The sequence below is a fragment of the Nostoc sp. genome, assembly GCF_036917935.1.
Classification (GTDB): Bacteria; Cyanobacteriota; Cyanobacteriia; order Cyanobacteriales; family Nostocaceae; genus Nostoc.
Genome location: NZ_JBALEL010000068.1, coordinates 224,105 through 249,364, shown reverse-complemented (window position 1 = coordinate 249,364; position 25,260 = coordinate 224,105). Strand labels below are relative to the sequence as shown.

The window sequence follows — 25,260 nt, the reverse complement described above, 5'->3', positions numbered from 1 at the left end:
ACCTGGTATTAAGGAAGATAAAGTAATTCATTTAACTCTTTGGCAAGGTGTAAATCCGCCGCCAAATCGGGATGTGCTGTGGTGTAAGTTCAATTACTTGAAAAGCGCTGTCAGGTGCGAAGTTCACCGCCGTAGCATCGCATCCCGTTTAAATCACAAAAGGTTCAAGTTCACTGTTATACCACTCTTCTTTAACCCGTTCAGTAATCAGCGGTCTGATGATAAACTTGGGCGGGCGACCATCCAGAACATCAATCCGCACGCATGAGTAAGGCAATCGGTTCTGGAAATTGTAGTCATGACGACCCACAAAAAGCATTGAATCTGCAACTTTCCGAATGGGTTTACCTGCAATCTCAGCAAAAGTCTCCATCAATTCAGTTCCCTCTCGCCGTTGATAACGGGGACGATGACCGCTACCACCAGAGATAATACAGTTAATGTGCGAGTCTGCAAATCCGGTATCAGTTGTGCAAAGATGCTCCAAACAGTGAGCGTGACCATTTAAAATCAAATCGACTATGGGACGTTCTTTAATTAGAGAACCAAGAGTTTCTGCCACTTGTTCAAACACCCAGCGCAAGCGATGGCGAACCGCCAAGGTTTGTGCCTGATTCCACTTGGTAGCTTCTGTGACGTAGGGGGGATGGTGGAAAAAGATTACACGTCCCCGCACTTCAGAGGTGTTCCAAGATTCGATTAGTCTGCTTCGCAACCATTCAAGTTGTTCAAAGTCGATCGCAGGCATTTTCTCAGATGCTAGTTGTTTTTCAATGTCAATTTTGATCTCGTTGATTTGATCTAGTTTGGCATTAAGGTCATCGAGTTGTTCCGCTTCGGTGGGTTTATCTGGGTTAAGTCCATCGCATATTTTTAAAATCTGCAATTCTTCTCGATCTATCTCATCGCGACGCTTTTGCAATTCCCGACGGTAAATTTCTCCCTCTTGAGTTGCAGGTAAGGGTGATGGTGTATTAAACGTGTTAGAATCCAGTGCGAAAAAGTCAATCCCGCCGTAACGAAAGGTGTAATAGCGATTGGGTAAGCGGGTAAAGTGTCCAGGTTCATAACGCAAACAGCGCCCTGTATCGGTCTTAGCAGTGTAGTGCCGATCTAAATGACGTTCTAACTCTTGTGGGGAAGCGATCGCCTGAGTGTAGTCCATAAATGCCCGTGCATAAGCATTACCTTGATATGATCCATGCCAGCCAATCTCAATATCTTTGTAGCGGAACAGGCGGCGTAGTGACGATGTTGTGCCAGTAACTAAACGGTACATCAATGGCACATCGTAATAATCATGATTACCAAGTACTGGCAAGAACGGCAAATTAAACACCATACGGTCATAGGGAATGTCTTTCGGGTTGTCGCCACCGACAAGAAATTCCCGGTAAGGTTCAATAAAGTTTGTTGAATAATATTCTTGGGAACCAACCACATAGATTACATCACCGGTGTGCAAGACAAAACTGCAATCATCCCGGTGAGGAAGCATCAATTCGGCAACTTTTCGTTGAGGGTGGGTTCGATAATGGGATTGGGTACCGGAATCACCGATAACCATAAACGAAAATTCTGGATTATCTTTCCTGCCATCATCTATAACCATGCAGGTTTGGTCAATTCTCCGTTGCACAAAACTTGGATGCATCCACCGCACCCGTTCCTTCATCTTGTGAATTTTTACAGGAATCGGTGGATCGGAAATCAATTTCATGGCTGATAACTCTTGAATGCCTAACGCACATACCGATTGTAACGAAATAATAAGGATTGGGGAGTGAAGAAGGGAATAGGGTAAAGGTTACAGATTATTCCCTGTCACCTCTCCCCTAATCCCAATCCCCAATCCTTAAGGCAAATTTTCTCGCAATAATGCTCGAAAACCTGCTTGTTGAAAATGCTCATCAGCAGTCAGTGCTTCGGTGATTCCGCTATATTCCATCACAATAAAAGATACGCAATCGATAAATCCCCATTCTTTCTCTGTTCGTTCCCGATATAGCTCGAAAGCACGTTCGTAGAGTTCCTGGGAAAGGGGGACAATTTCTACTTTGGAGTCTGCTGCTAGAGAATTTAATAATATAATTGCCGCCTGACGATAAGGTTGTTGGGATAAGGCATTGCCAATTTCCAACATCACCGCCTGTGTTGTCACCAAACGAGTTTCTGCTGCTTGTAACATTTTAGCCAGATATAAGGCTCGGTCATGCAAGCGATCGCTCGGTGCAGATAAGGCTATAACAAATGATGTATCAAGAAAGACTTCAGAATGCATGTAAAGTTTACTTACTGTACAAATATTTATCTATATTGGTAGACCAGTCAGGCGGCCCTTCCAGATTGAGCGATCGCGCCGTTTGCAGAAATGATACCGTTTCATGTTCACTTGGCGGTAAAATTTCAATACTGATTCGCACGCGGGTATTGATTGGCAATGCGATCGCTTCAGATGGATAGAACACTTTGCCATTAAACACAGCTGTGATTTTTTCTACCATTTTCCTCAAAAATTGCTTCTAGTCTATCCTAAGCTGGTTGTGGTGATACGGGTAGGGTAGACAACGCTATAAGTAGTGAAGATACGTATACTTGTCTTACAAATTATCTCGATTTTTCAAAATTGTCTAAACCACCAACTGAATTACACCCCACTGTCCATTTGTCAACCAAGAAGAATCAGATTTTGCGACTTCCTCAATAACTTCTGGTTTTAAACCGACTGCTACTTCTGACTTCAGGGTGCGTAGAGCTACCATTGGCACGGGTAAGTAGCAGACTATATCTGCAATGTTGGTGGTAAGTTCCCAGTGGCCATCGCCTAATAATCGGCGATAATTTGCATCTCCTTTGACTACAACCAAACTGGCATTAGCTAACTCATTTTTAAGGGAATTGGGTATTTCCCAAAAGGCTAAAGGCGATGTCCAAAAGTAATCTTCAGATAGTACCAAACACCCTGATGCAATATTTTCTTGCAATCTTTTAGCAAAGGATGTAACTTGTTGATTTCCAGTAGCGGCTAAAAACTTTGTTGTGTAATGTACATCCTTAATCATGGCATCAGATACAAAAGTTGGATGTGGTTTTAAGTGTAGATAAACCTGATTAACCAGTCGGCTAGTTAATAGAAAATCTACTAAACATAAATCACAAACAAGTTCAAAACCAGCATTATCTAAAATAAAATCAATTCGTCCTCCCTGAGAACTGGTTAACAATTCTGTAACTTGGGAGGAATCATTTACTAAGATGTGAGCTAATTGGGTTTGAATATCAAAACGACTCCGGTCACTATCGAATGCTGACCATAAACTCAAGTCTACTCGATTTCCCCATAAAGCAAAATATAACAATGCTATTAAAGCCGTTTGGTCTGATTCTTCCCCTAGTTGGGAATTATCTAACCAATTGTTAGCCTGACTACACAGCAGAATAATCGAATCCAGAGATGCTTCCAAACCTTGAGACTTTTGTAACTCAAATGGATCGACATCTTGCCATATACCAGGGCGAAAATAATTGGTAATTTCCAGAATTAACCGAAAAAAATAAGTTTCGGCAAAAAACCAGGGAACATCTACCCAACGTTGATCTTTGTAGAATTCTAAATATGTATTCCAGGCGGAAAAATCTACACCAGTATCATTTAAAAGAGGTCGCACATATCCTGTTGGTAATTCTGTAGCCAACGTCTCTAAGCTGGTATTAATCTCAGATGAGAAATTATTTTCTGTGATAACTCGGCGAGCGATCGCAGGCATTCGTTGAGTAACTGTAAACTCAGTAAAAGAACCGACTTCTGACCCCAAAAGAGACGGTGGTATGGGTAATTTGGGGATGTGGGATATATTCACCACAAACTTTTTTTCTCCTCATATTTTTAGTTATTCTAACGCCGTGTGCGACTTTGTTTCAAACCTAATCAACTCAAAAGCGGGATAAATTGACCAATAGCTGCAAACAAGGTATTTCCGAAAATCAGAAAATCTCTTTAGGAAGCTGGAATTAGATTTGTCTATTTTCAAATACTTATCAGACTGGGCTTTCACCTCAACTTGACATGAATGATCCCCGCGACGCAGTGGCTTTTAAAGGGAGAAGATTGGGTTGACTCACCAGTTACACTCCAATTTTTGTAACGATTTGAATACTTTCAGTACAACTTATAAAAATGACCGATACTCAGCCATGATTCCTAGTAGAATTTCAGAGTAAATAACTAGGTAAATACTAGTTAATTAATTCGTGAGGAAAAAATAAAAAATATGAAGTTTATAAAAGCATTTTTTGCTGCGGTTGCATTAATTACCGCTTCAGTTGGGCCTGCCTTTGCTGATACTACCAGTGTTCAAATTACAGGTGCAATCTATGGTGGTAACGGTTGCCCTGATAACTCAGCCTCGGTTTTTGTTAGCCCTGATGGTCAAGAGCTAACCATTCTATTTGACAAGTTTATAGCCCTAGCTAACAGCCAAGCAGAAAGCCGTAAAAGCTGTAATTTGAGCATTGGTATCCAATTACCTCAAGGCTTTCAAGTTTCCCTTTACGATGCTGATTATCGGGGCTATGTTGCTGCCGCAACCACTGGGACGTTACGAGCAGAGTACTTTTTCGCTGGGAGTCGCGGCCCGGTTTTTACTCGGAGTTTGATGGGCGGAACTGACTATTTCGTTCGAGATAGCTTGGCGACCGTAGCTAATGTTTGGTCAGCCTGTGGCGATAGTGTAAATATGCGGGTGAATGCTTCGATGCGTGCCACTGGTGCCGGGATGGCCACCGTTGACTCCTTTGATCTTGCTAACCGTGGCTTAATTTATCACCTCAGATATCGCCGCTGCGTTTAACTAATTACTAATTCGCGATTTTCAGATGTTTTACTACACCAATTAGTAGAATGCTAAATAAACAACGCTGTAGAAGCACATCAACACTGTACTTCTACAGCGTGATTTAAATAGATTCGGCTTTTATTTAATACCCATTATCAAAAAGACAATCTTTACGATAGAAGTTTATGCTTTTAATTTTCAAGATAAATTTACTACAAATAAGCTAATAGTGTCAAAATGTTATGTGTATAGTTTATTTACAAAGTCATTTATGCCAAAAGCAATTTGGAATGGAGCAGTTTTAGCCGAGAGTGATAATACTGTACTTGTGGAAGGCAACCATTATTTCCCTATTGACACCATTCACAAACAGTACTTTACTGAAAGTAACACCCACACTACTTGTCCTTGGAAAGGTGTCGCCAGTTACTACAGTATCGACGTTGATGGGCAAATCAATAAAGATGCCGCTTGGTACTATCCCAGCGCTAAGGAGAAAGCTAAGAACATTGAAGGCTATGTCGCCTTCTGGAAGGGTGTAAAAGTCGAGGCTTAATAAAGGTTCCTAGAAGTATTTTAGTTTCAGGTAATTGATATTACGTTCGACTAATTGCTCATTAAATAATTAGCCCGCCTGCGCGGGCTAATTATTTAAACTATTTTATTTACGAATTTATTTGAATAAGTAATTATACCTTTGCCTTGCGAAATGCTACTTGCTTTCTCTTCGCCAGCCAAGCCAGACTACCAGCAAGTATAGTACCAGCGATCGCACTTGGTTCGGGTACTGTTGTCAGTAAAAGGGTACCAGATGTAATAGTAATGTTGCCTCCTGCTCCTGAATCATTGCTACCAGCGTTAATTTGTCCAGAATTGCCCTTGACGACGCTGATAGGAGTCGTTACCTGACTACCACTTATTAGGACAATGCTATCGGCTGTAACAGTTATACTGCCTGCTGCTTCTGAATTATTCATACCATCGTTAATATCCAGCCTACCAGTAGAGATAGTTAAAGTGCCGCTAGAGCTAGTTAAATTGCCGCCAATGGTGGTACTACTGAGAGCCGTTACATTACTATCATTGATTCCCGTTAGTTCACCATTGATCGCCAAACGCTCGCTGCTGATAGTGCTATTGATAAGTGTTAGGTTACTATCTATATTCACATTGTCGCCGCTGATGGTGCTATTGATAAACGTTACGTTACTAGAATTGTAAGCATTGATATTACCAGCGATCGCTAGCCCAGAAAATGTAACATTCGCACCGCTAATATCAAACACAGGGAATTGATTATTGCCACTGATGGTAAGTAAGTTAGCACCTGGCCCATTGATAGTAAGATTTTTAGCGTAGGCGTAGCCCGCCGCAGGCATCGCAAGTGCCCCACTGGTCAAGGTAATTGTACTAGGATTATTTCCCAATAAGAACTCTACCACGTCATTGTTACTTGCAATGTTGATAGTATCTCGCAATGAGCCAACGCCACTATCATTGAGATTGTTAACCGTCAACGTCGCAGCTTGGGCTGATTCCACTTGCATTATCACCCAACCCAAAGCGACGGCTATGGAAATAGCTTCAGCAACAGCCTTTTTTCTATTGTTTTTTGCCACCTAAAACTCCTCGGATTAATTTGTCAAAATTAAAAAGTTCTGAGATATTAGTCTTATATTATGTCGGATTGATTACTTATTAAACCCGCAGAACCCCAAAGACCCAAAACTCTCCTTTGTCTCCCCTCCTCGCTTGCTCTTAGGGGTTGGGGGTGGGGTTCTTTATTATGGGTAATTTGGCAAACACGATCTGACATTTTCTAACTGAATATTAATTATCTTTATCAACTAACTTTTGTTGGTTTTAGCCATGTAAAAACCTGCGTAACTGTTAAATTAAGTTGCAAAAATTCAGGTACAGGCAATACTTCATCTCCAGTCATCTCTATAGGTTGCTGTCCTGGCAAAAATACTAATACTAAGCGTTCATCTGGATCGATCAACCACCCTAATCGAGTACCATGTTTTAGACAGTGAAGAATATTTATAATTACCTTGGTTGTATTCTGTTCTGGTGAAAGAATTTCAATTGTCCAATCAGGATAAATTCCAAAGGTATTTTCAATTTCCCCATTAGCATCAAAAGGAATCCGTTCCCAAGCAAATACACTCACGTCTGGGAGAATCGAACGTCCGCCAAAAGTACAGCGTAATTCTGGAAAAGCCAAGGCAATTTCTTGTTCTTCAGCAACTTGGCTAATTGCGTTACAAAGTTTTAGTTGTAGGCGGGAATGTTTGCCTTGTGGCATTGGTTTCTGGTAGATACGACCATCGATAAATTCACTAGCAGGTTCTGTTTCTGGCAGTTTGAGGAACTCTGCTAAGGAGATTGATTTGTGCAGCGTACTTGTCATAGCTGTGCAAATGCCATATTTGATTGGAATCTTAGCATTTTCTGCCCTGGGATTTTAGGGAGTGAGCCTAAACTCCAGTGATGTTGCTTACCTGAAAATAGCTGTAAGCTGTGGTTAAGACTTGTATTGATAAATTTTGCTTAAGTTGTAGTAACGATCGCATAAGCTTTGCCAGAGATAAGCATTTTGAACCAAACAAGTTGTGTTGTTAACGAACGGACAAGTTTTCCTTACCAACGGATAAGCTGCATGGCGAATTGAAGAAATTGAAGTTCCTCTAAGCTACAAATGAGTATTCATTTATAAGTAATGCTTAATTTATTAGCTTAAATTTTAAGTATTTATTATGAATGCGACAGCATTTGTTATAAATGAGTAGACAATTGCTGTAAATGAGTAGACATTTATAAGTAATGCTTAATTTATTAGCTTAAATTTTAAGCATTTGTTATGAATTAGTAGACAATTGCTACAAATGAGTAGACATTTATAAGTAATGCTTAATTTATTAGCTTAAATTTTAAGCATTTGTTATGAATGAGACAGCGATCGCTACAAATGAGTAGCCGATCGCAGCAAATGAGTATCCATTTATAATAAATGCTTAAGCTGTTGTTGCTAACAGACAAACATTGGTAACGTCCGCGTCTGTCTTTGTAACAAATGGGCAAGCTGCCGTTACCATGAGAACTTCATTTGTAACCTCGCTGGTGCAAAAGTAGTTAAATTATTCTTGTGAAGAGGATTTTCTTTAAGTTTCGCATTACACGAGTAGCAAGATTACGCTGATGCCAAGCTTGATAGAAATCGGGATAAGGCATATTCTGGGCGCATTTCCAGACTAAATCGTAGTACTGATAATTCAATTGCCAATAACCACTTAAAGTTTTGACTACTGCAAAGCGATGGTTATTGTCTTGTATGATTTTCTCTAAACTTGATGCTGCCTGCCTACGGGTATTGTCATCCACAGTTGTTGATTGCAACAGTTGCACTAAGGCAGCGATCGCAATTTCATTGCCAGTGCCGATTTCACCTAAGCTTGATGCTGCCTGCCTACGGGTATTGTCATCCACAGTTGTTGATTGCAGCAGTTGCACCAAGGCGGCGATCGCAATTTCATTGCCTGGGTAGATTTTCCCTAAGCTATCTGCTGCCTGCCTACGGGTGAAGTCATCCACAGTCGCAGTTTCATTGCCAATGCCGATTTGCCTTAAGCTTGATGCTGCCTGCCAACGGGTGAAGTCATCCACAGTTGTTGATTGCAACAGTTCCACCAAGGCAGCGATCGCAGTTTCATTACCAGTGCCGATTTGCCCTAAGCTATCTGCTGCCTGCCTACGGGTATTGTCATCCACAGTTGTTGATTGCAACAGTTCCACCAAGGCAGCGATCACAGTTTCATTGCCAGTGCCGATTTGCCCTAAGCTAGATGCTGCCTGCCAACGGGTGAAGTCATCTACAGATGTTGATTGCAGCGGTTGTACTAAGGTAGCGATTGCAATTTTATTGCCTGGGTCGATTTTCCCTAAGCTAGATGCTGCCTGCATACGGGTGAAGTCATCCACATTAGTTGATTGCACCAGTTGCACCAAGGTTGTGATCGCAATTTCATTGCCTGGGTTGATTTTCCCTAAGCTTTCTGCCGCCTCCCTATAGGTGTTGTCATACGCATCTTTTGATTGCAGTAGTTGCACCAAGGTAGCGATCGCAATTTCATTGTCTGGGTCGATTTTCTCTAAGCTAGATGCTGCCTGCCTATGGGTGTCGTCATACACACCTTTTGATTGCAGCAGTTGCACCAAGGTAGCGATCGCAATTTCATTGCCTGTGCCAATTTCCCCTAAGCTAGATGCTGCCTGTGAACGGGTGTAGTTATCCACATTAGTTGATTGCAGCAGTTGCACCAAGGCCGCGATCGCTTTTTTACGGTCTGTCTGTTGCAGTATTGACTTAACTTCGTCTGTAAATCTATAGGAGAGTTGTTGTATCCACTCTTGTTGTATGGTATCAAAATAACCAAAGCCCCACTTAACAATTTGCTTAACTATTTCATCTGCTTTAGAACAATCATTAAACTCAGCAATTCCCACAGATGCTAAAGAATAAGCGTGATATTCATAAAATCCTTTATCTGAAGCGTGATATTCATAAAATCCTACATCTTTCCTATTCCACTGACTACATCCATCTTTAAAATTAACTAAAGCATCAATAAACTCTTGCTTTTGCTGTTTGAGGTTTTCTTCTTCTCGCCCTAACCAAAGTAATATTGTTTGCTTCCATTGCGGTTCAAAGATGCGATAAGTTCCTTGACTGGGATTGTTGGGAAAATGGTTGAGAAAGAAATGCCAGTCATCAATTGCTTTAGCCGCAAAGTACTCTTGAAACGAGGCATGAAAGAAAGCGTAAACAGGTTTTCTATTTGCATCTATCCCTACACAGTTTAGCCAGCCGCGATTTAGTGCCAATTTCAAAAGCGAATTGTCATCATCAACATCACCCAAAAACTGACTAACAAAATCCTGCCGTAAGCGAAAACGGGTTGCTTCTGTGTCTATTGCTGCTTTAGCCAATTCCCCCAATTTGATATTGAGTTGCTGACGCTGGTGAGAGTTTGTAGCAAATTCCTCTTTTTTCCACTTGTAGAAGTCATCAACAAATTGCTGATAGAGTCCGGCTTGAGTATCCGGTAATTTGCCATCTCCTGATTGCCAATTCAAGCACAGCAGCGTCAACCGCAGAGGATTTTTCACTAAATCCTGAATCCGTTCTTTACCTGATTCTTTCAACGCAGTACATAACTGCTTCCCAGTTTCGGGAATAGCAGTGAACCATTTGTCAATAAATCTCTCTACCTGTTGTGGATAAGAAAAATCTAAACTGCGATAAGTATCAAAATCATCAAGTGCATTAATGCTACCATCCCACAGATTAACCCGACAGGTCAGCACAATTCGCGCTTGAGAAATAAACCCTGCTTCACGGAATTGTCGGGCAATTTCTGTTAGAGGATTAGATGCGGACATTTCATCTAACCCATCTAGCAGCAACCACACATTATTTTGATTAAATAAAGCAACAAAATCATCCTTAAGTTGCTTAGTGGCTTCAGCTTTACCTGTTTTCTCAGCCACCTGAGTTAACCAACTCTCTAACAGATAAGATTTTAGTTCCTTCTCTCGCAAATCTGCTAAAGATACCCAAATCACAATGGACTGGTGAATCTCACGAGATACCCAATCAGCAATCTGCTGTAACAGTGTTGTCTTTCCTGCTCCTGGTTCGCCAATAATTGCGATTCGCTTACCTTGACTTTTAGGCGTGTTCTTCTGTTTGAGAAGTTGTTCAAGAAAAGCATCATGCTCAAATGTTTTGGTGATTTCTGTCTCCTTGTACAGTTCTGAACCCTGTTCTGGAGAAATATCACCTTGAGGCTTGGATGGTTTTTTGCGCTCAACTAATCCCAGTGGTACGTAAACATCATCAACTTGCAGGGTGACTCCCTCAGTTGATGTCAAAGGATTTGTAGTCAGCGATCGCCGTTCTATCAATATTTCACGACAGACTTCACGCCAGCGATCGGGAGTTAACTTTGTCCCATCCTCCCCTTGAGACGGCTGTAGTCAGTTAAACGTGACTGGGCCGCTAAATTGATTGCCTTGGAAGAGATTCTTAATCTCATCTGCTAACTTTGCATTGTTGACAACTGACGGGTGCGAGTTGATTTGTTCTAATAATTTTACTAATTTTTGAATTTCCTTAGCATTCTCAGACTGGTCATTGTTGACTGCTGCTTCCACTTCCACAACAGCTTGAGCAATTTCTGGGTCTGCGTCTGCTGCTGCTTTCAGTTCCAGCACAGCTTGACCATAATCTAATCGCTGCGGTTCATTTCCCTCAACAGCACTGGTGAGTAATGGTGATTTATTCTTCTGGCGGAGTAATCCGATTAACTTACCACCTAGTGTCCATGTAGCATCACCAATGTTTTCGCCGATTTTCTCCTGTGCTTTAGTCCAAAGTGTAGTTGCGATCGCAGTAGCAACAGCCGTCAGCGTTACAGTTACCATAAATTCACTATAGATAAGTGTAAGTAAGTAGGTGAGAATAAATCAAAGTAAATTAAGTAATGTAAAAAATCTTGAGATGAGTTCGTAGTGTACCCCTTTGGGGAAGCAAGCTACGCGTAGCGTCTCGTAGAGAGGGCTACCCTGCGGGAACGCTTCGCGAACAGCCCTCAAATTAGGACTAAAGTCCTTACTACAAACCTTGAATTATTCACGCTGCTCTACTTATGTCAGTAATTACTTCAAGCGTGACAAATACCATTTCGCAAAAGCTTGGTGATTATTGCCAAGATAACTCAGTATATCACGCAATTAATTAGCAATTATCCAGCTTGCTTCTTAGAGGATGTTTTAAAAGTTCTCTGGTGGGTAGCAAAACGTTTTAGATCCCCCTAAATCCCCCGATAAATTGGGGGACTTTGATTCCGGTTCCCCACTTTTTAAGGGGGGTTAGGGGGGATCTAGAAGTGCCTAAAATTACAGCCGAACACTTTTAAAACATCCTCTTAGTTGTAAGGAAGTAGCAAATAGCAAAAATTGTTAATCCACCCGATTGTGGAGAGTGCGATCGCTGAATTCATACTACTCCTCTGTGCGCGGACTAACGAAAAAGTCAAATTTTTAACCCACGGAGGTGGGTTTTGTTTGTGTAGCCGCGACTTCTAGTCGCCAAGGCACTAACGCACCCTACGAAAATATCTGAAACCCGATTATGAGTTATCAATTTTTAATTAGACGCTACCTTTTCGGCTACAGGATGAATTATTTCCTCCAGGGTTTGGAGTAACTCTTGCTCGTTATAAGGTTTAGAAAAGTAAGCTCGCGCCCCCAATTGCATAGCCAATTGTCGATGTTTAATGCTGCTGCGAGAAGTCAGCATCGCAACTGGAATATTTTTTGTATCAACATCTGAATTTACCTTACCTAAAAAGCCATAACCATCAAGGCGAGGCATTTCAATATCACAAATTACTGCCTCAACCCTCAATCCACTATGGAGTTTTTCTAAGGCATCTTGACCATCTTTAGCTTGCTCTACTTGATACCCTCCTTTTTCAAGAGTCAGGGCTAAGAAGCGGCGAACATTAATCGAGTCATCTACGATTAAAATTGTGCCTTTTTGTTTAATAGATGCGGCTGATATTTTCTCTTCATCAAATATAAGGAACGGTGTTTTTAACCTTGCCGATGGTAATTGAGTACCTCTCGGTGTCTTCCGATTAGTAGCAATCCAATACAGTAACTCATTAACATTAACTAGTGGCACTACTCGACCGTCACCGAGAATTGTACAGTTGCTGAAGCCTTCAGGTAAAGGTATATTTCCCTCGACTTGACGGATAGCAACTTCTTGTTCACCCCAACAACGGTCTATTTGGATTGCTACCGGCTGATTATTACCTTTGACTACTAATACACTGTTAGTATTAATAGCTGCCGGAATTTCCAACTCTGGGCTATCGTAGCGTAGGCAATTAAACTCTAAATAACGAGTTAAGCGAATCAGTGGCAGCATAGTTCCTTGCCAATTTAAAACTTCGCTACCAGCCATTTGGAAAACTCGCTCGTCTTGGAGTAAAGATATTTCTGAAATCACATCTGTGGGAAATGCTAATAGAATCTTGTTGATTTCTACTAGCAGAACTCGCGCAACAGAAAGTGTAAACGGTACTGAGAGGGTGAAGGTAGTACCAACTCCTGGTTCCGTATCAACTTTGACATCTCCTCGAATTAGTTTGAGGTTGTTGCGAACCACATCCATACCGACACCGCGACCAGATAATGCTGTCACTTGCTCGGAGGTGGTAAAACCTGGTTCAAAAATTAGTGATAACAGTTCTTCATCACTAGCATTAGCAAGTAGAGAAGCATCCAATCCCATAGCTAGGGCGCGGGTGCGAATTTTTTCCAGAGAAATGCCCCAACCATCATCACGGATAGTAATGAGTGTGCGATTACTGCGGTGAGTAGCTGTAATTTCAATTAATCCTTGTTCTGGTTTACCCAGAAGGCGGCGAGTGGTAGAGTCTTCGATACCGTGATCGAAGGCATTCCTTAACAGGTGCATTAAAGGTTCGTTTAAAGCTTCTAAAATGCTGCGTTCAATTAAAGTGTTGCCACCTTCAATTTTTAACTGGACATTTTTTCCATACTCCACATTTAAATCGCGTAAAGCTCTGGGAAAACGTTCGATTAAATCGGACAGCGGCCGCATTCGGATGTGATTTAGCTTTGTCTGTAACTGTTTCGATGTTTTGTTTAGTTTCCGAGCAATATGGTCTGTATCATCTACACTAAGTTGCACATCAGTTGTGACTTCCTGTACCTGAACAATGGTTTCCATCACTTCCTGCGATCGCAGGTTTAATTCGTTATAGCGATCCATTTCTAAGGCATCAAATTCCCTGTCTGTACCTTGTATTTGGTGGCCATTTTCAGCTTGTAGCCGCCCCCCATTAGACATGGTAGCTTGAGTGGAAATTTTGTCGTAGACTATACGTAATTCCTGGTTTTCTCGGTCGAGAACTTGGACTCGTTGGTTGAGGTTACGAACGAGTTTGCGTAATCTTTCTAGTTGGGAGTTTAACCCATTACGTTGAACAATCAGTTCGCCAAATAAATCATTAATTTGCTCTAGTTGTTTGCTAGGAACTCGGACGCTATTTTCATGAATTTCCCGATCTTTAGCAACTGCAACCGGCTCTCCTTTGCTTTCGCCAAATCTAGCATCTGGAGGATTATCTTCTCTATTAAATATAGTATTTTGCTCTGTGACATTGACAGCATTTACATCATCGGCAAATTCTGCATCCACAAATGTAAATTTGGCTGCAATACCTGCGGTGGGCTGTGCCAACGCTTCATCTTTAGTCCAAGTTTCTGGAGTTATCTCTGCTTGCCAAACAGCTGTTGAGACTATTGCTGTGTCGAGGGTATCTGTGGGCAGAAGCTGTGGTATTACTTCTGCTGGTAATAGTGGCTGGGATTGCGTATAACTACCCAAGTCAATTTCTGTAGGCAAGTTATCTAGCTGATTTGTCAGCACCAAAGCTTGCGATCGCCGCCATGCTTGCAATGCTAACTGGGCAATTTCGGGAATGCGTTCGCTGCTAACAGTTTCCAAGTGCTGCGTTACTGACTCACAAAGCTTGGTAAAAGCTGGCAACTGGAGCATTTCCCCCAAACCGCCCAATTCAGCAGCCATGATCACAACTTCTTCATGCAATCCGGGCTGTTCGCTATTTGCCAATATAGATTCTAGACGCTGCAAACACTCTTCTACTTCTGTTGCAAATAGCAAGGGAATAACGTCTTGTCCATCCTCTGGGGATAGCATGGTTGAGGCATCTTCTGGGGTGGGGTCGCCCAAGCGATCGTGCAACTCATCAAAAATTGGGTAACAAAAGGTTGCTAACCACTGATCTTCGACAACATTTCCTTCTGCCAGCAATTCTACAATCTGACGCAGCCAGTCAACTCCAGATAGCAATAAACTTTGCAACTGAGTATCAATTTCTAGAGAATTTTTTTTAGTTTTTAAAACTTTAAAAGAATCTTCCAAACGGTGAGATAAATCACTTAGCGATCTAAATCCCATCATCCCCGCGCCACCTTTAATAGAATGAGTGGCCCGGAGTGCAGCATTGATTTTATCCAAATCGATGCGGTTAGTAGTATCGATTTCTAACAATACCCCTTCTAAGGTATTTAAGTAATCTGTTGCTTCTTCCAGAAACTGCATCTGGATTTCTAGTTCTTTATCTTGTAGCATGGTTTTTGTTAATAGTCATTTGTCATTTGTCATTTGTGAGCCAACTGCGGTCTTGGGGTTTCCCCAAGTGAAGCACGTGGCGTCATTTGTCAGTAGTAAGTGGTAAAAAACAACTGACAGATGACCACTAACTAACTTTGAAAGTCTCCACAGTCTCTTGCAACTGCTGAGAAATCTCTACAGTTTGTTGCAGAGATTCAGAAACTTGGCGAGAAGAATCGCTGGTGCGTTGTGATACAGCAGCAATATCTTTCATCAATTGGCTAACACTTTGCGATGTTTCTACCTGAGATGCAGTTGCAGTGGAAATTGACTGCACTAAGAAGTCAATTTGACGCGATACATCCAAAATTTCGCTTAGACTTTGTTTAGCCTCCTCGACAATGCGGGTACCTTCCACCACTTGGGTAGTGCCTATTTCCATTGCTTGCACTACTTCACTGGTTTCTCGTTGGATATTTTCAACAATTTGTTCAATTTCTTGGGTTGCTGCGGCACTCCGAACTGCTAGTTCACCGACTTCTTCAGCCACGACGGCAAAACCTTGTCCTTCTTCACCTGCACGCGCTGCTTCAATGCCGGCGTTAATGGCAAGCAAGTTGGTTTGGATGGCGATTTGATTAATCAAGGACACCACGCGAGAAATTTGTTGCGAAGACTCTCCCAAACGTTTCACTTTTTTAGCAGTTTCACCAACGGTTTCCCGCAAAGACAGGATATTTTGTACAGTCAAATCCATCGCGTGTCCACTCTTAGTGGCGGTGTGAGCAGCATGGTTGGCAACGAAGGCAGCTTTTTCAGCACTTTCGGCTACGGCTTGCATAGATTGAGTCATTTGGTCAACAGCATCGAGGGTGCGGTTGATTTCAGCAGCTTGTGTGAGTGCTTCCTCAGCTAGGTGGCGGATGGCTCCTTCGTTAGAGCCGATGGCAGTATTCACCTGGGTAGCAGTTTGTTTAACTTGGGTAACAATATCCCGGAGGCTTTCCACAATGGAGTTGAAAAAGTCGGCAACAGTGCCTATTTCCCCAGCAGTCACGTCTGCACGCACTGTTAAGTCGCCTCTGGCTGCACCTTCTATATCGTTGAGCAGTTCTAAAAGTTGCTGTTGCAGTGTTTCTTTTTCTTGCCGTTCTTCATCTGACCCGGTTACAACAACATTTCTGGCTTGTTCTACCTGTTCTAATAACTTGGCTTGTTCTAAGGCATAGCCGACTTGAGTTGCTATCTGTTGAAACAAGTCAATTTCCGGCTGTTGCCAAACACGAGGAGTTTCGCAATGATGAGCAATTAAGAAGCCTAAAAGTTGTTCTTGGGCAAGAATCGGTACAAGCAAGTTACCTTTGACAGCAAATTTTTCCAAAAGTTGGATGTAACTGTCGGCATTTTTCAGGCTTTGGTCTTGATGAATATTGGCGACTGCTTGCACCTCTCCATCGTGATAAGTTTCTAGATAACGTTCCCGAAAATAGGGGTCGTCAATTTGCACTCCTAGCATTTCCGGCCAATTACCAGTTACCGATTCAGCAACGACAACGCCATCCAAAGTATCTGGATTCAGACTATAAATGATTACCCGGTCTGTTTTTAGCGCTCGGTGAACTTCCTTCACTGCTGCGTGATAAATATCTTCAGTTTTAAGAATTCTCCGAATCCGTAGGGTAATATCTGCTAGTAATTTTGCCCCTTGAACGTCGAGTTCTTGTTCTTTAACTAAGACCTGCAATTGTTCAGCCATAAGGTTGATATTTGCACTCAATAACCCTAATTCGTCTTCTCTTTCAATTTCCAGACGGGTATTGAATTTACCTTGACCTAGCTTCGCTAATGCCGCAGTCGCATTAAGAATTGGCTGTGTAGTCAGTTTAGCTAACCGAGATGCGATCGCACCGACAATAAATGCTGTCAGTGCTGTACCGATGGCTATAGTCCACAACAATTGTCTTTGCGGTTCAAATACAGTTGCTGTGTCTGTAGATAAAAGTACCTGCCAGTTTAAATCAGGTAAGCCATCTAGCGTACTAGCTGGTACGTAGCTGACTAGTTCTTGTTTTTTGTGAGTTTTGGGAACTTCTATAAAACTATTTACCTTATTGGCTGTAAGCAGTTTCGGTAAATTAGAATACTCTGCCTTGGCCTCTTTCCCCAATAATTCCTTGTGTGGACTCAAGAAAACTGTTCCCGAAGCATCGAGCAAATGGTATTCTTGTCCATTCGCTACGTAGTTTTTGATCACTTCCTCTAAAGATTTTACGGGCATACGTGCTTCTACCACGCCAATAGTTTGCCCCGTCCTTGTCTCTTTCACAGGTGCAGCTAGATAAATACTCACTACACCAGTATTTTTTGCTGCTTCCGGTTTGCTGATTACAGGGGTATCTTTTTGCAAAGCGTCTTGAAAATAGGTACGGTCTTTTTGATTTTCCAGGGGTTCGCCTGTGGACTGCACAATCAAGTTACCTTGGCGATCAAAAACGGCAATACTGTCATAAGCTTTGTAGGCTTCGACAACACGATCTAGAACTGCTTGCTTTTCTTGAGTACTGATATTGACACCAGCTTGGGAACTTGTCAAAAATAGCAAGCTTGATATTACCTGAATATCTCCGTAGCGTCCCAGCATAAAACGGTTAACTTTATCACTTAAGCCAGCGGCTTCGGCTTGTTGAGATTGGGTAATTTGCTTAGTAATAGATTTGTTGGCAAAACCAAAAGCGATCGCGCCTATTCCCAATACTGGTATTGTACCGATTGCGATCGCTAAAATAGTCGCTTTCTTAACCAATCCCAGCCTTGTAAAATAGGCAATACCCTGATTCCAAGAAGAATTATTAGCAGTTTCAGTAGTCCGTTTACTTGGTAGCTTTACTACAGTCCCAATAGCTTTTTGGGACGAAATCAATGATGCTCGATTTTGAGCGCCATTACCTTGATTCGTGTTGGTTTTATTAAACATAAAATTACTTCTCCTAAGTATGTGAATAAGAACACTAAAAATCTTTTTTTAGTAGTACACCCTAATCACTGCGGAGAATAGAAGACTGCACAATCGCCTGTGCATCTAATACTAGTAATATTTCTTCTAGTTGCACAACGCACCCACATAAATAAGGAACTAAACTGGATGCCACTTGTCCTATAGGAGAATGAATATCATCAACTATAAACTTAGTTGTACCTTTTATTTCTTGCACAACTAAGCCCAACACCAATGATTCCACTCGGATAACGATTACATTGTACTGTCGCAGTCGATAATCTAGAGATTCTAAATTGAGCATTCTTGGCAAATCAACTACCCAAATTATCCGACTCCGCCAATTCATCAATCCTAATATGCAGGACGGCATATTGGGCATTGACGTAATAGATTCAACAGGCACAATAATTGCTTCTTGTGTATGTCTCATTGATAAAACAGCAGTAGTTTGTTGATTTAGATGAAACTTCAGATAACCATCTACTAAGTTATTTGGGGTTGGTTTTGGAGAAAGAGTAATGTTTGTACTAGTCATTGATTCAAATTACCACTGATTTAATAGTACGTAGGAGATGTTCGCGGGTGTAAGGTTTAGTTATGTAAGCATCTGCACCTTGTCGCATCGCCCACAAACGGTCAATTTCTTGATTTTTAGAACTACAAATTACAATCGGCACTTTTGCAGTAATCGGATTTCTTCTCAGAGAACGACACAATTCAAATCCACTCATTTCTGGCATGACTACATCAGTAACGATCGCATCTGGTTTTTCTAACACAGCTTTTTCTAAACCCTCTTTTGCACCACTTGCTTTAATTACGTTATAACCACTTTCTTTGAGATAATGGCTCATTAATTCCAATTCACTGGGAGAATCTTCTACAATCAAAATTGTGCCAAGTAAAGTCAGGCTCACTATTAAATCTCCTAATAAAATAAATTAAACATATTTTCTTATTTTTATTTACCTTGTTGAAATCAACCAAGATGCTTAAAAACCATTTTTAGCAATTCTGATTGTGTAAAAGGCTTGGTCAAATATCCTGATGATCTGACCATTTTAGCCTTTGCCCTGTCGATAAATCCTGTTCTACCAGTCACCATAATGATTGGTGTATTTTTAAAAGTTGAATGTTTACGTAATAACGAACATAGCTCGTAGCCATCTAAGCTTGGCATTTCAACATCTAGCAAAATCAGATCGGGCTTACTCCGCAGAATTTGCATTAAAGCTTTTACCGGATCATTGATCATCACAACTGAAAATGTGTTTTCATCCAAAAAGTGTTTAATGGAATTCAAAACCGTTTGGCTATCATCAATGCAGGCAATTGTATATAGTTTTTTGCCAACGGGTGGCTGACTAATTTTATTATTCTCAGGAATATCAAAATTGATTGGTATCGGCAATTTTTGCCCAAGTTTTATTTGCAGTTGTGCCTGAACTTGAGACGGTTGTGTTGTAGACAAAACTTGGGAACCCCCACCAGCCGGAATTGATGACTGGATATTTTGCCGATTTCGTAACTGCTTTTGACAGTGTTCAACAAGTAACCGTAAATCCAGACGACAGAACTTTGGTAGTTCATCCAAAGAGCTTTCTGGACTGAATTCATAACTACCTTCTTTTAAACACAGAAATGATTCCATTACTTCTTTTGCCAATTCGTCTATCAGGCTTCCTGCTTGCACAGAGGTAATATAGTCCTGATTTACTAACCAACAAATAGCTTGGTAATCCGCATTTGGTATTGATTGATGTTCATTCTTCGTCTCAAACATCAGCCGCATCTGCACACGAGTGGCGCTGTTGAGAGCAGGAATTTGCTGACTCAAACGCCGCAGGTGACTGTCAAGGCGCTCAAATAGTTTATCTGAATAGGAGGCATAAGTAAGTTTACCGTCCTCTAGATAGATTGACCAAGAAACTATCCCGGTAAATACGCTTAAGCAACCTGTAGCACGCCGACTAGTTAATTGTGCCAACAGAGATAGCGGATGTAGTTTCTGGAACAACCTGTAGCTACCTATAGGAGTTGTGCTCATTTTCCTTTTACTTCAGCTAAATTCGATACGTGTAAGCTAAATTCGTGCAGAGTTATTCCACGATTAAAATCAAGTAAAAAGCATCAAACTTTTGTATTTTAAAATACATTAGTTTACATCTAGCTTTGTGGTGAAACTCAACGAGAGTAGCGTTATTTTCAGATGAGCAAATCTTAGTAAATTCGCAAATTGTGATTAATTTACTTAGTGTTACTGAGATTTTTAAACATCTTTCGAGAAATAAGACATAAAAATGTCAAGACTAGATGAAGCCACTTTCCATTGAGTAACCCCAATCTGACCACAGGAATAATACTGATTTTGTTGACGGTAATATCTTTTAACTTATGTATTTACACTTAAGCAAAGTCTAGTTTTTAAACAAGTAAGAACTCTCTAAAGCCACTTTGTATCGAGTAACTTCAACTTGACCACAGCAATAATACTGATTTATTAACAATAATAAATTTATTTTTTAATATTCACACTTAAAAACGTAGATTAAACACAATGGAAAACTTATCTTTTGTAGCGCCCCGAAAGCACTCGAATGGTGCTTTCGGGATTTAACAACCTACGATTTTCGTAGGTTGTTAAATCCACTAGGACTTATGCACTTGACACATTGAGCATCGGAGAACAGACTTTTTAAGCTAAAAGTCTTGCCCTGCCTCATTCCCCGGCTCTGCCCATCACAAACAACTTTTCAAATATCCTCTTATATTTGAAGCTATGCTGACTAAACATATTTTTAGGCAATATTTAAATAGGCTGGTAACTATCCTTGAAGTTTTAACTCAAGTACCAGCCTAGATAAGGCAGTTTAATTGATTAAAAGTGCGGATAAAAGGACTTGAACCTTCACTCCTTTCGGAACTAGAACCTAAATCTAGCGCGTCTGCCAATTTCGCCATATCCGCATCAGTTTATAATCATACCATAAGAAATTATTTTTGGGAATAGGGAATAGGGGAACCAGGGCAGGAGAAGAATAACGATGCCCAATGCCCCATTCCCCATTCCCCATGCCCTATTACATGACTGCAACACGAGGCAGACGATGCTTGAATCCACAGAGAATTTCCCAGGAAATAGTGTTTAATTGTTCTGCCCAATCGTCGGCTGAAATTTGTTCTTTTCCCTGTTCCCCTAGTAAGGTGACTACTTCTCCTTCTTGGATATTGGGTATGGCACTCACATCCAGCATCAACTGATCCATTGTAATTGTCCCGATTTGCGACACCCTCTGACCGCGAATTAACGCTTGCATTTTGTTGGAAAGACTGCGAGGAACACCGTCAGCATAGCCAATTCCCACGACGGCGAGGCGAAGTTCACGTGGGGCAATAAATTGATGGCCGTAACTAACAGCTGTTCCTGCGGCAATTGTTTTGACTTGGGTAACTCGTGCCTTAAGTTGCAAAACGGGCTTGAGATCGATCGCATTTTGTAAATGCGGTGCTGGATACAGTCCGTAAACAGCTAAACCTACACGCACCATATCGTAGTGCAATGTCGGATTTGTGAGTGCAGCAGCTGAGTTTGCCAAGTGCAAACAGGGTACTTGAATTCCCATTGCTTTGATTTGAGCGATCGCTGACTCAAATCGTTTATGCTGTTCTTCCATTGCCGTTGTATCAGGACTATCTGCTGTTGCCAGATGAGAATAAATACTAGCAATGTCAAGATGTGGTAAGCGCTGTACTAATTGCACAAATTCACCAGCTTGCTGCCAATTAGTTCCCAATCTGGACATCCCCGTATCTAATTTGATGTGTACGGGCACTGGAGAACCATGATTCATCGATTCTAGGGTGTCAGAAAATACTAAAGCTTGTTTAGGACTACAGAGTGTGGGCTGAAGTTTCCAATGTGCGATCGCATGAATCTGCTCTAGTGTATGAGTTGCCCCTAAAATCAAAATGGGCGCTTGAATCCCGCCTTCTCGCAATTGAATAGCTTCTGGAACTGTAGCCACTCCCAGCCAACTAGCTCCCGATTGGATGGCAATTTGAGCGACTGTTACTGCTCCATGTCCATAGGCATCAGCTTTTACTACTGCCATCAACTGGGTACGCGGCGATAAAAACTGCACCAATTGCTGTACGTTGTACGACAACGCCCCTAAATCAATTTCTACCCAAGCTCGTTGCGAAAACCACGCGTAGGTGTCGCACTGCTGATTAGGAACTACACCGGGGATTTGTTTGCGACTTAACATTTGTACTGACTCCTATCCCGCCACGGTTAAACTTTCAAGTTATCTATCTATACACGCTCCTAAAAGCGAGATCAGATTAAATAGGAAGTTTAACCTTCAGATTGGAATTGATACAAGATGTTGCGGCGCTAAAGTAAAAGTTAAGAGTTATGAATTAGAAGTAAATCTTACGGCTCAACTTTTCATTCCGTTCTTCTCTACGAGACGCTGCGTGATTGCGTTAGCCTACGTAAGCTTCTTTGCCTCATGTCGCAACTTTTACTTACTCACTTCTAATTCCTCACTCCTAACTCTTTACTCATAACTTAATTTCCAAATTATCCCGAAAGTATAATTTCTTCTCATCTCCCTTGCAGGGTGTATTTGTGTTAATATATTGTAAAACTCATACCCTGAGCGCAAATAATGGGGAAGGTTTTAGTCTTAAACGCCTCTTACGAACCTCTCAATATAACGAGTTGGCGTCGTGCTGTAGTTCTTTTAATCAAGGGCAAAGCAGAACGCGTGGAACACAACGGTAAATTTCTGTACACGGATTTCCCGTTGCCGACCGTGATCCGGTTGCGTCATTATGTACGCGTTCCTTATAAAGAAATTCCTCTGACTCGCCGAAATATATTGCACCGTGATGGTCATGCCTGTCAATACTGTGGTTACACAGGGGATGAGTTGACACTAGACCATGTAATACCGCGATCGCGCGGCGGAGGCGATACTTGGGAGAATATTGTTACCGCTTGTGTCCGTTGCAATGTCAAAAAAGGCAGTCGGACTCCCCACGAAGCTCACATGCCTTTGCGTCATCCCCCCCGCCAACCTTATAGCAGTCTCTATTTCGAGGTCAGCAAACATCTTAAGAGTGGACTCCACACAGAGTGGCAAAAGTATGTTATAGGTCTTTGAGCAAAAAATCAGAGGAGCAAAGGAGAAAGAAGAAATACCCTCTTTCTTTGGGACATAGCCAATAACTTTAGTTATGGAGTATTGAAAAATTGGCGGTTATATGGCTTGCAACGAAAGCGCAATGCGTCAACGCTCAAGCCTTTAAATTTCTTGTATGTATATAGAGTTTCCCCTTTGCTCTTTATTCCCCCTGTTTTTGCCCTTTTCCATTGGACTTTACGCTAAATTTTCCGAATTTTCAAAGGGGATACGAAACACGCGTTGTTCATCAAAAATAATTGTTAATTGCTCAATAGTCACAATAATGAGAATATTAAGCATAAGAATATTTCAAATATCAAGGACTATTCCTAAAGTATAAGATAGAAAGTATACCCTAAGTCAGATAAAAAATCCCCCTGATTAAATTTACGAAACAAAAAAACTCCTAAAACATATTTATGCTGCCAGATACAGCCCGATATAAATTTCCTTGCTGTATGCCCTTTAGTGGAAGTTAGTTGATTGTTAAGCGCTGTTACTGACAAGAAATATACTTAGATGTATAGTGCAATCTCTGGAAATTTTTGCGAAGATCAGAATAATGTGGCTAAATTCAGTGAATTGCTGATCGTAGTATTTCTGAATTAAAGGAGCCTCACACTTTAAAAAAAGTTCCCTATGTACTTGAATTCGCCCGTTACTCAGTTTGAGAGTTTGTCATTGACCACAGAGCCAAACCCAGAGGAACCTGAAATCGAGAAAGCGCCAGTGGAAGTTGCATTTAAAAGCCCGTCATTACCGCCATCGGTAGGTGATGGGGCTATATATCTCAGTCACCGTGGTAATTCTCTGGCGCAACAAAAGTCAGAAGAACTGCAAAAAACCCTTCTGGCACACAGACACGATCGCCAACTGGTAATTCTGCAAGATTTTCCTGACCCTGATGCCCTTTCCTGCGCCTGGGCTTACCAGTTAATTGCCCAGCAATATGATATCAAATGTGAAATCATTTATGCTGGCGCATTGAGCCATCAAGAAAATATTGCCTTGGTAAGGCTGACTAATTTACCTATCCAACGCTGGACAACGCAAACCTTGAAAACTAAAGATTTGTCATCTTATCAAGGTTTTGTATTAATTGATAACCAGGGAACCACTTCACAACTACTGTCAGGGGTGCAGCACGCTGGAATTCCCCTAGTGGTACTCATCGACCATCACAGTATACAAGGTGATCTCCACTCAGAGTTTGAGGATATCCGTCCTTATGTAAGAGCGACGGCAACAATTTTTACTCAATACCTCCAAACGGGATTATTGGCATTAGATAGCAGCATAAATCAACACGTCAAATGTGCTACTGCCTTGATGCACGGCTTGCGATCGGATACAAATCGGCTCATGCAAGCGCAAGAAGAAGATTTTATGGCAGCGGCGTATTTAAGCCGATTTTATGACGCCCAACTGCTGAATGCTATTTTACAGGCGAACCGTTCCAAGCGGGTAATGGATGTGATCGAGCGATCGCTAAAAAATCGCATCGTCCAAAATAACTTTTCCATTGCCGGTGTTGGTTACTTACGCTACGAAGACCGCGATGCCATCCCCCAAGCGGCTGATTTTCTCGTCACCGAAGAAAACGTTCACACCGCCGTAGTTTACGGCATTGTTCACGATGAAGACGAAGAACTGGAAATAGTCATTGGTTCCCTGAGAACTAGCAAACTGACCCTTGACCCCGATGAATTTATCAAAGAAGCCTTTGGACAAGATAGTGCAGGGCGCTTTTTCGGCGGTGGAAGGACAAGCGCAGGTGGCTTTGAAATCCCGATGGGCTTCTTATCTGGCAGTAACGAAAATTCCGCTTATGCGAAAATGAAATGGGAAGTATTCGACGCTCAAATTAAGCAAAAACTGCTGAGGTTGGTTAATCCTAGAGATAATCCGATTCAGTCGGAGTAGAGGGAACTTAAGGAGATGCGGAGAACTCCTAACTAATGCAGCAGTCAAAGTGTTTGTTCAGATAGCATCCCTTCC

At 41.5% G+C, this 25,260-nt stretch carries 18 protein-coding genes and 1 tRNA gene; 4 read left to right on the top strand and 15 right to left on the bottom strand.

Annotated elements, in window-relative coordinates:
- Positions 1-148: 148 nt before the first annotated feature.
- From V7K62_RS30665 to V7K62_RS30650, 4 genes are all read right to left on the bottom strand, one after another.
- A complete protein-coding gene (locus V7K62_RS30665; protein ID WP_334870902.1) occupies positions 149-1,720 on the bottom strand; it encodes a metallophosphoesterase in 1,572 nt (523 codons plus the stop codon).
- Between the two features lie 135 nt (positions 1,721-1,855).
- Complete coding sequence (locus tag V7K62_RS30660; protein ID WP_334870900.1) at positions 1,856-2,281, bottom strand: type II toxin-antitoxin system VapC family toxin; 426 nt, start codon at positions 2,279-2,281, stop codon at positions 1,856-1,858.
- 7 nt (positions 2,282-2,288) lie between these two features.
- A complete protein-coding gene (locus V7K62_RS30655) occupies positions 2,289-2,504 on the bottom strand; it encodes a hypothetical protein (RefSeq protein WP_334870898.1) in 216 nt (71 codons plus the stop codon).
- 126 nt (positions 2,505-2,630) lie between these two features.
- Positions 2,631-3,860 carry a damage-control phosphatase ARMT1 family protein gene (locus tag V7K62_RS30650; protein WP_442937358.1) on the bottom strand — a complete coding sequence of 410 codons (1,230 nt, stop codon included), beginning with the start codon at positions 3,858-3,860 and terminating at the stop codon, positions 2,631-2,633.
- A gap of 411 nt (positions 3,861-4,271) precedes the next feature.
- Here V7K62_RS30650 and V7K62_RS30645 point away from each other — a divergent pair, with 411 nt between their 5' ends.
- Positions 4,272-4,850, top strand: a complete 579-nt coding sequence (locus tag V7K62_RS30645) for a DUF4360 domain-containing protein (RefSeq protein ID WP_334870894.1) — start codon at positions 4,272-4,274, stop codon at positions 4,848-4,850.
- A 256-nt stretch (positions 4,851-5,106) separates the two neighbouring features.
- Complete coding sequence (locus V7K62_RS30640; RefSeq protein WP_334870892.1) at positions 5,107-5,391, top strand: DUF427 domain-containing protein; 285 nt, start codon at positions 5,107-5,109, stop codon at positions 5,389-5,391.
- A 133-nt stretch (positions 5,392-5,524) separates the two neighbouring features.
- Here the strand turns inward: V7K62_RS30640 and V7K62_RS30635 are convergent, their stop codons facing one another.
- The 11 genes from V7K62_RS30635 to alr form a co-directional block, all read right to left on the bottom strand.
- On the bottom strand, positions 5,525-6,454 hold the full coding sequence (locus V7K62_RS30635; protein ID WP_334870890.1) for a PEP-CTERM sorting domain-containing protein: 930 nt from the start codon (positions 6,452-6,454) through the stop codon (positions 5,525-5,527).
- 224 nt (positions 6,455-6,678) lie between these two features.
- Positions 6,679-7,248, bottom strand: coding sequence for a Uma2 family endonuclease (locus V7K62_RS30630; protein ID WP_334870888.1), 570 nt, complete (start codon positions 7,246-7,248; stop codon positions 6,679-6,681).
- A gap of 722 nt (positions 7,249-7,970) precedes the next feature.
- The gene (locus V7K62_RS30625; protein ID WP_334870886.1) at positions 7,971-10,769 is read right to left on the bottom strand and encodes an NACHT domain-containing protein; all 2,799 of its coding nucleotides are present in this window, start codon (positions 10,767-10,769) and stop codon (positions 7,971-7,973) included.
- 105 nt (positions 10,770-10,874) lie between these two features.
- Positions 10,875-11,321, bottom strand: coding sequence for a hypothetical protein (locus tag V7K62_RS30620; protein ID WP_334870884.1), 447 nt, complete (start codon positions 11,319-11,321; stop codon positions 10,875-10,877).
- A gap of 724 nt (positions 11,322-12,045) precedes the next feature.
- Positions 12,046-15,090 carry a hybrid sensor histidine kinase/response regulator gene (locus tag V7K62_RS30615; protein ID WP_334870882.1) on the bottom strand — a complete coding sequence of 1,015 codons (3,045 nt, stop codon included), beginning with the start codon at positions 15,088-15,090 and terminating at the stop codon, positions 12,046-12,048.
- Positions 15,091-15,217: 127 nt separating this feature from the next.
- Positions 15,218-18,046: a methyl-accepting chemotaxis protein gene (locus V7K62_RS30610; protein ID WP_334870880.1), complete on the bottom strand. Its 2,829-nt coding sequence runs from the start codon at positions 18,044-18,046 to the stop codon at positions 15,218-15,220.
- A 61-nt stretch (positions 18,047-18,107) separates the two neighbouring features.
- A complete protein-coding gene (locus V7K62_RS30605) occupies positions 18,108-18,605 on the bottom strand; it encodes a chemotaxis protein CheW (RefSeq protein ID WP_334870878.1) in 498 nt (165 codons plus the stop codon).
- A gap of 4 nt (positions 18,606-18,609) precedes the next feature.
- Entirely contained in the window at positions 18,610-18,987 is a 378-nt protein-coding gene (locus V7K62_RS30600) for a response regulator transcription factor (protein WP_012411883.1), read from the bottom strand.
- Between the two features lie 62 nt (positions 18,988-19,049).
- Positions 19,050-20,117 (bottom strand): response regulator, encoded by a 1,068-nt coding sequence (locus V7K62_RS30595; protein WP_334870876.1) that lies wholly within the window; start codon positions 20,115-20,117, stop codon positions 19,050-19,052.
- An 838-nt stretch (positions 20,118-20,955) separates the two neighbouring features.
- A tRNA-Leu gene (locus V7K62_RS30590) sits at positions 20,956-21,037 on the bottom strand.
- A 113-nt stretch (positions 21,038-21,150) separates the two neighbouring features.
- Positions 21,151-22,338, bottom strand: a complete 1,188-nt coding sequence (alr, locus tag V7K62_RS30585) for an alanine racemase (protein WP_334870874.1) — start codon at positions 22,336-22,338, stop codon at positions 21,151-21,153.
- A 405-nt stretch (positions 22,339-22,743) separates the two neighbouring features.
- Here alr and V7K62_RS30580 point away from each other — a divergent pair, with 405 nt between their 5' ends.
- Positions 22,744-23,241 (top strand): HNH endonuclease, encoded by a 498-nt coding sequence (locus V7K62_RS30580; protein ID WP_094349059.1) that lies wholly within the window; start codon positions 22,744-22,746, stop codon positions 23,239-23,241.
- 660 nt (positions 23,242-23,901) lie between these two features.
- On the top strand, positions 23,902-25,185 hold the full coding sequence (locus tag V7K62_RS30575) for a DHH family phosphoesterase (protein WP_334870872.1): 1,284 nt from the start codon (positions 23,902-23,904) through the stop codon (positions 25,183-25,185).
- The last annotated feature ends 75 nt before the right edge of the window (positions 25,186-25,260 follow it).

What these genes read in the sequence shown, in the direction of transcription:
- V7K62_RS30665 (WP_334870902.1), bottom strand. Translation starts at nt 1,720, where the DNA reads ATGAAATTGATTTCCGATCCACCGATTCCTGTAAAAATTCACAAGATG.
- V7K62_RS30660 (WP_334870900.1), bottom strand. Translation starts at nt 2,281, where the DNA reads ATGCATTCTGAAGTCTTTCTTGATACATCATTTGTTATAGCCTTATCT.
- V7K62_RS30655 (WP_334870898.1), bottom strand. Translation starts at nt 2,504, where the DNA reads ATGGTAGAAAAAATCACAGCTGTGTTTAATGGCAAAGTGTTCTATCCA.
- V7K62_RS30645 (WP_334870894.1), top strand. Translation starts at nt 4,272, where the DNA reads ATGAAGTTTATAAAAGCATTTTTTGCTGCGGTTGCATTAATTACCGCT.
- V7K62_RS30640 (WP_334870892.1), top strand. Translation starts at nt 5,107, where the DNA reads ATGCCAAAAGCAATTTGGAATGGAGCAGTTTTAGCCGAGAGTGATAAT.
- V7K62_RS30630 (WP_334870888.1), bottom strand. Translation starts at nt 7,248, where the DNA reads ATGACAAGTACGCTGCACAAATCAATCTCCTTAGCAGAGTTCCTCAAA.
- V7K62_RS30620 (WP_334870884.1), bottom strand. Translation starts at nt 11,321, where the DNA reads ATGGTAACTGTAACGCTGACGGCTGTTGCTACTGCGATCGCAACTACA.
- V7K62_RS30615 (WP_334870882.1), bottom strand. Translation starts at nt 15,090, where the DNA reads ATGCTACAAGATAAAGAACTAGAAATCCAGATGCAGTTTCTGGAAGAA.
- V7K62_RS30610 (WP_334870880.1), bottom strand. Translation starts at nt 18,046, where the DNA reads ATGTTTAATAAAACCAACACGAATCAAGGTAATGGCGCTCAAAATCGA.
- V7K62_RS30605 (WP_334870878.1), bottom strand. Translation starts at nt 18,605, where the DNA reads ATGACTAGTACAAACATTACTCTTTCTCCAAAACCAACCCCAAATAAC.
- V7K62_RS30595 (WP_334870876.1), bottom strand. Translation starts at nt 20,117, where the DNA reads ATGAGCACAACTCCTATAGGTAGCTACAGGTTGTTCCAGAAACTACAT.
- alr (WP_334870874.1), bottom strand. Translation starts at nt 22,338, where the DNA reads ATGTTAAGTCGCAAACAAATCCCCGGTGTAGTTCCTAATCAGCAGTGC.
- V7K62_RS30580 (WP_094349059.1), top strand. Translation starts at nt 22,744, where the DNA reads ATGGGGAAGGTTTTAGTCTTAAACGCCTCTTACGAACCTCTCAATATA.
- V7K62_RS30575 (WP_334870872.1), top strand. Translation starts at nt 23,902, where the DNA reads ATGTACTTGAATTCGCCCGTTACTCAGTTTGAGAGTTTGTCATTGACC.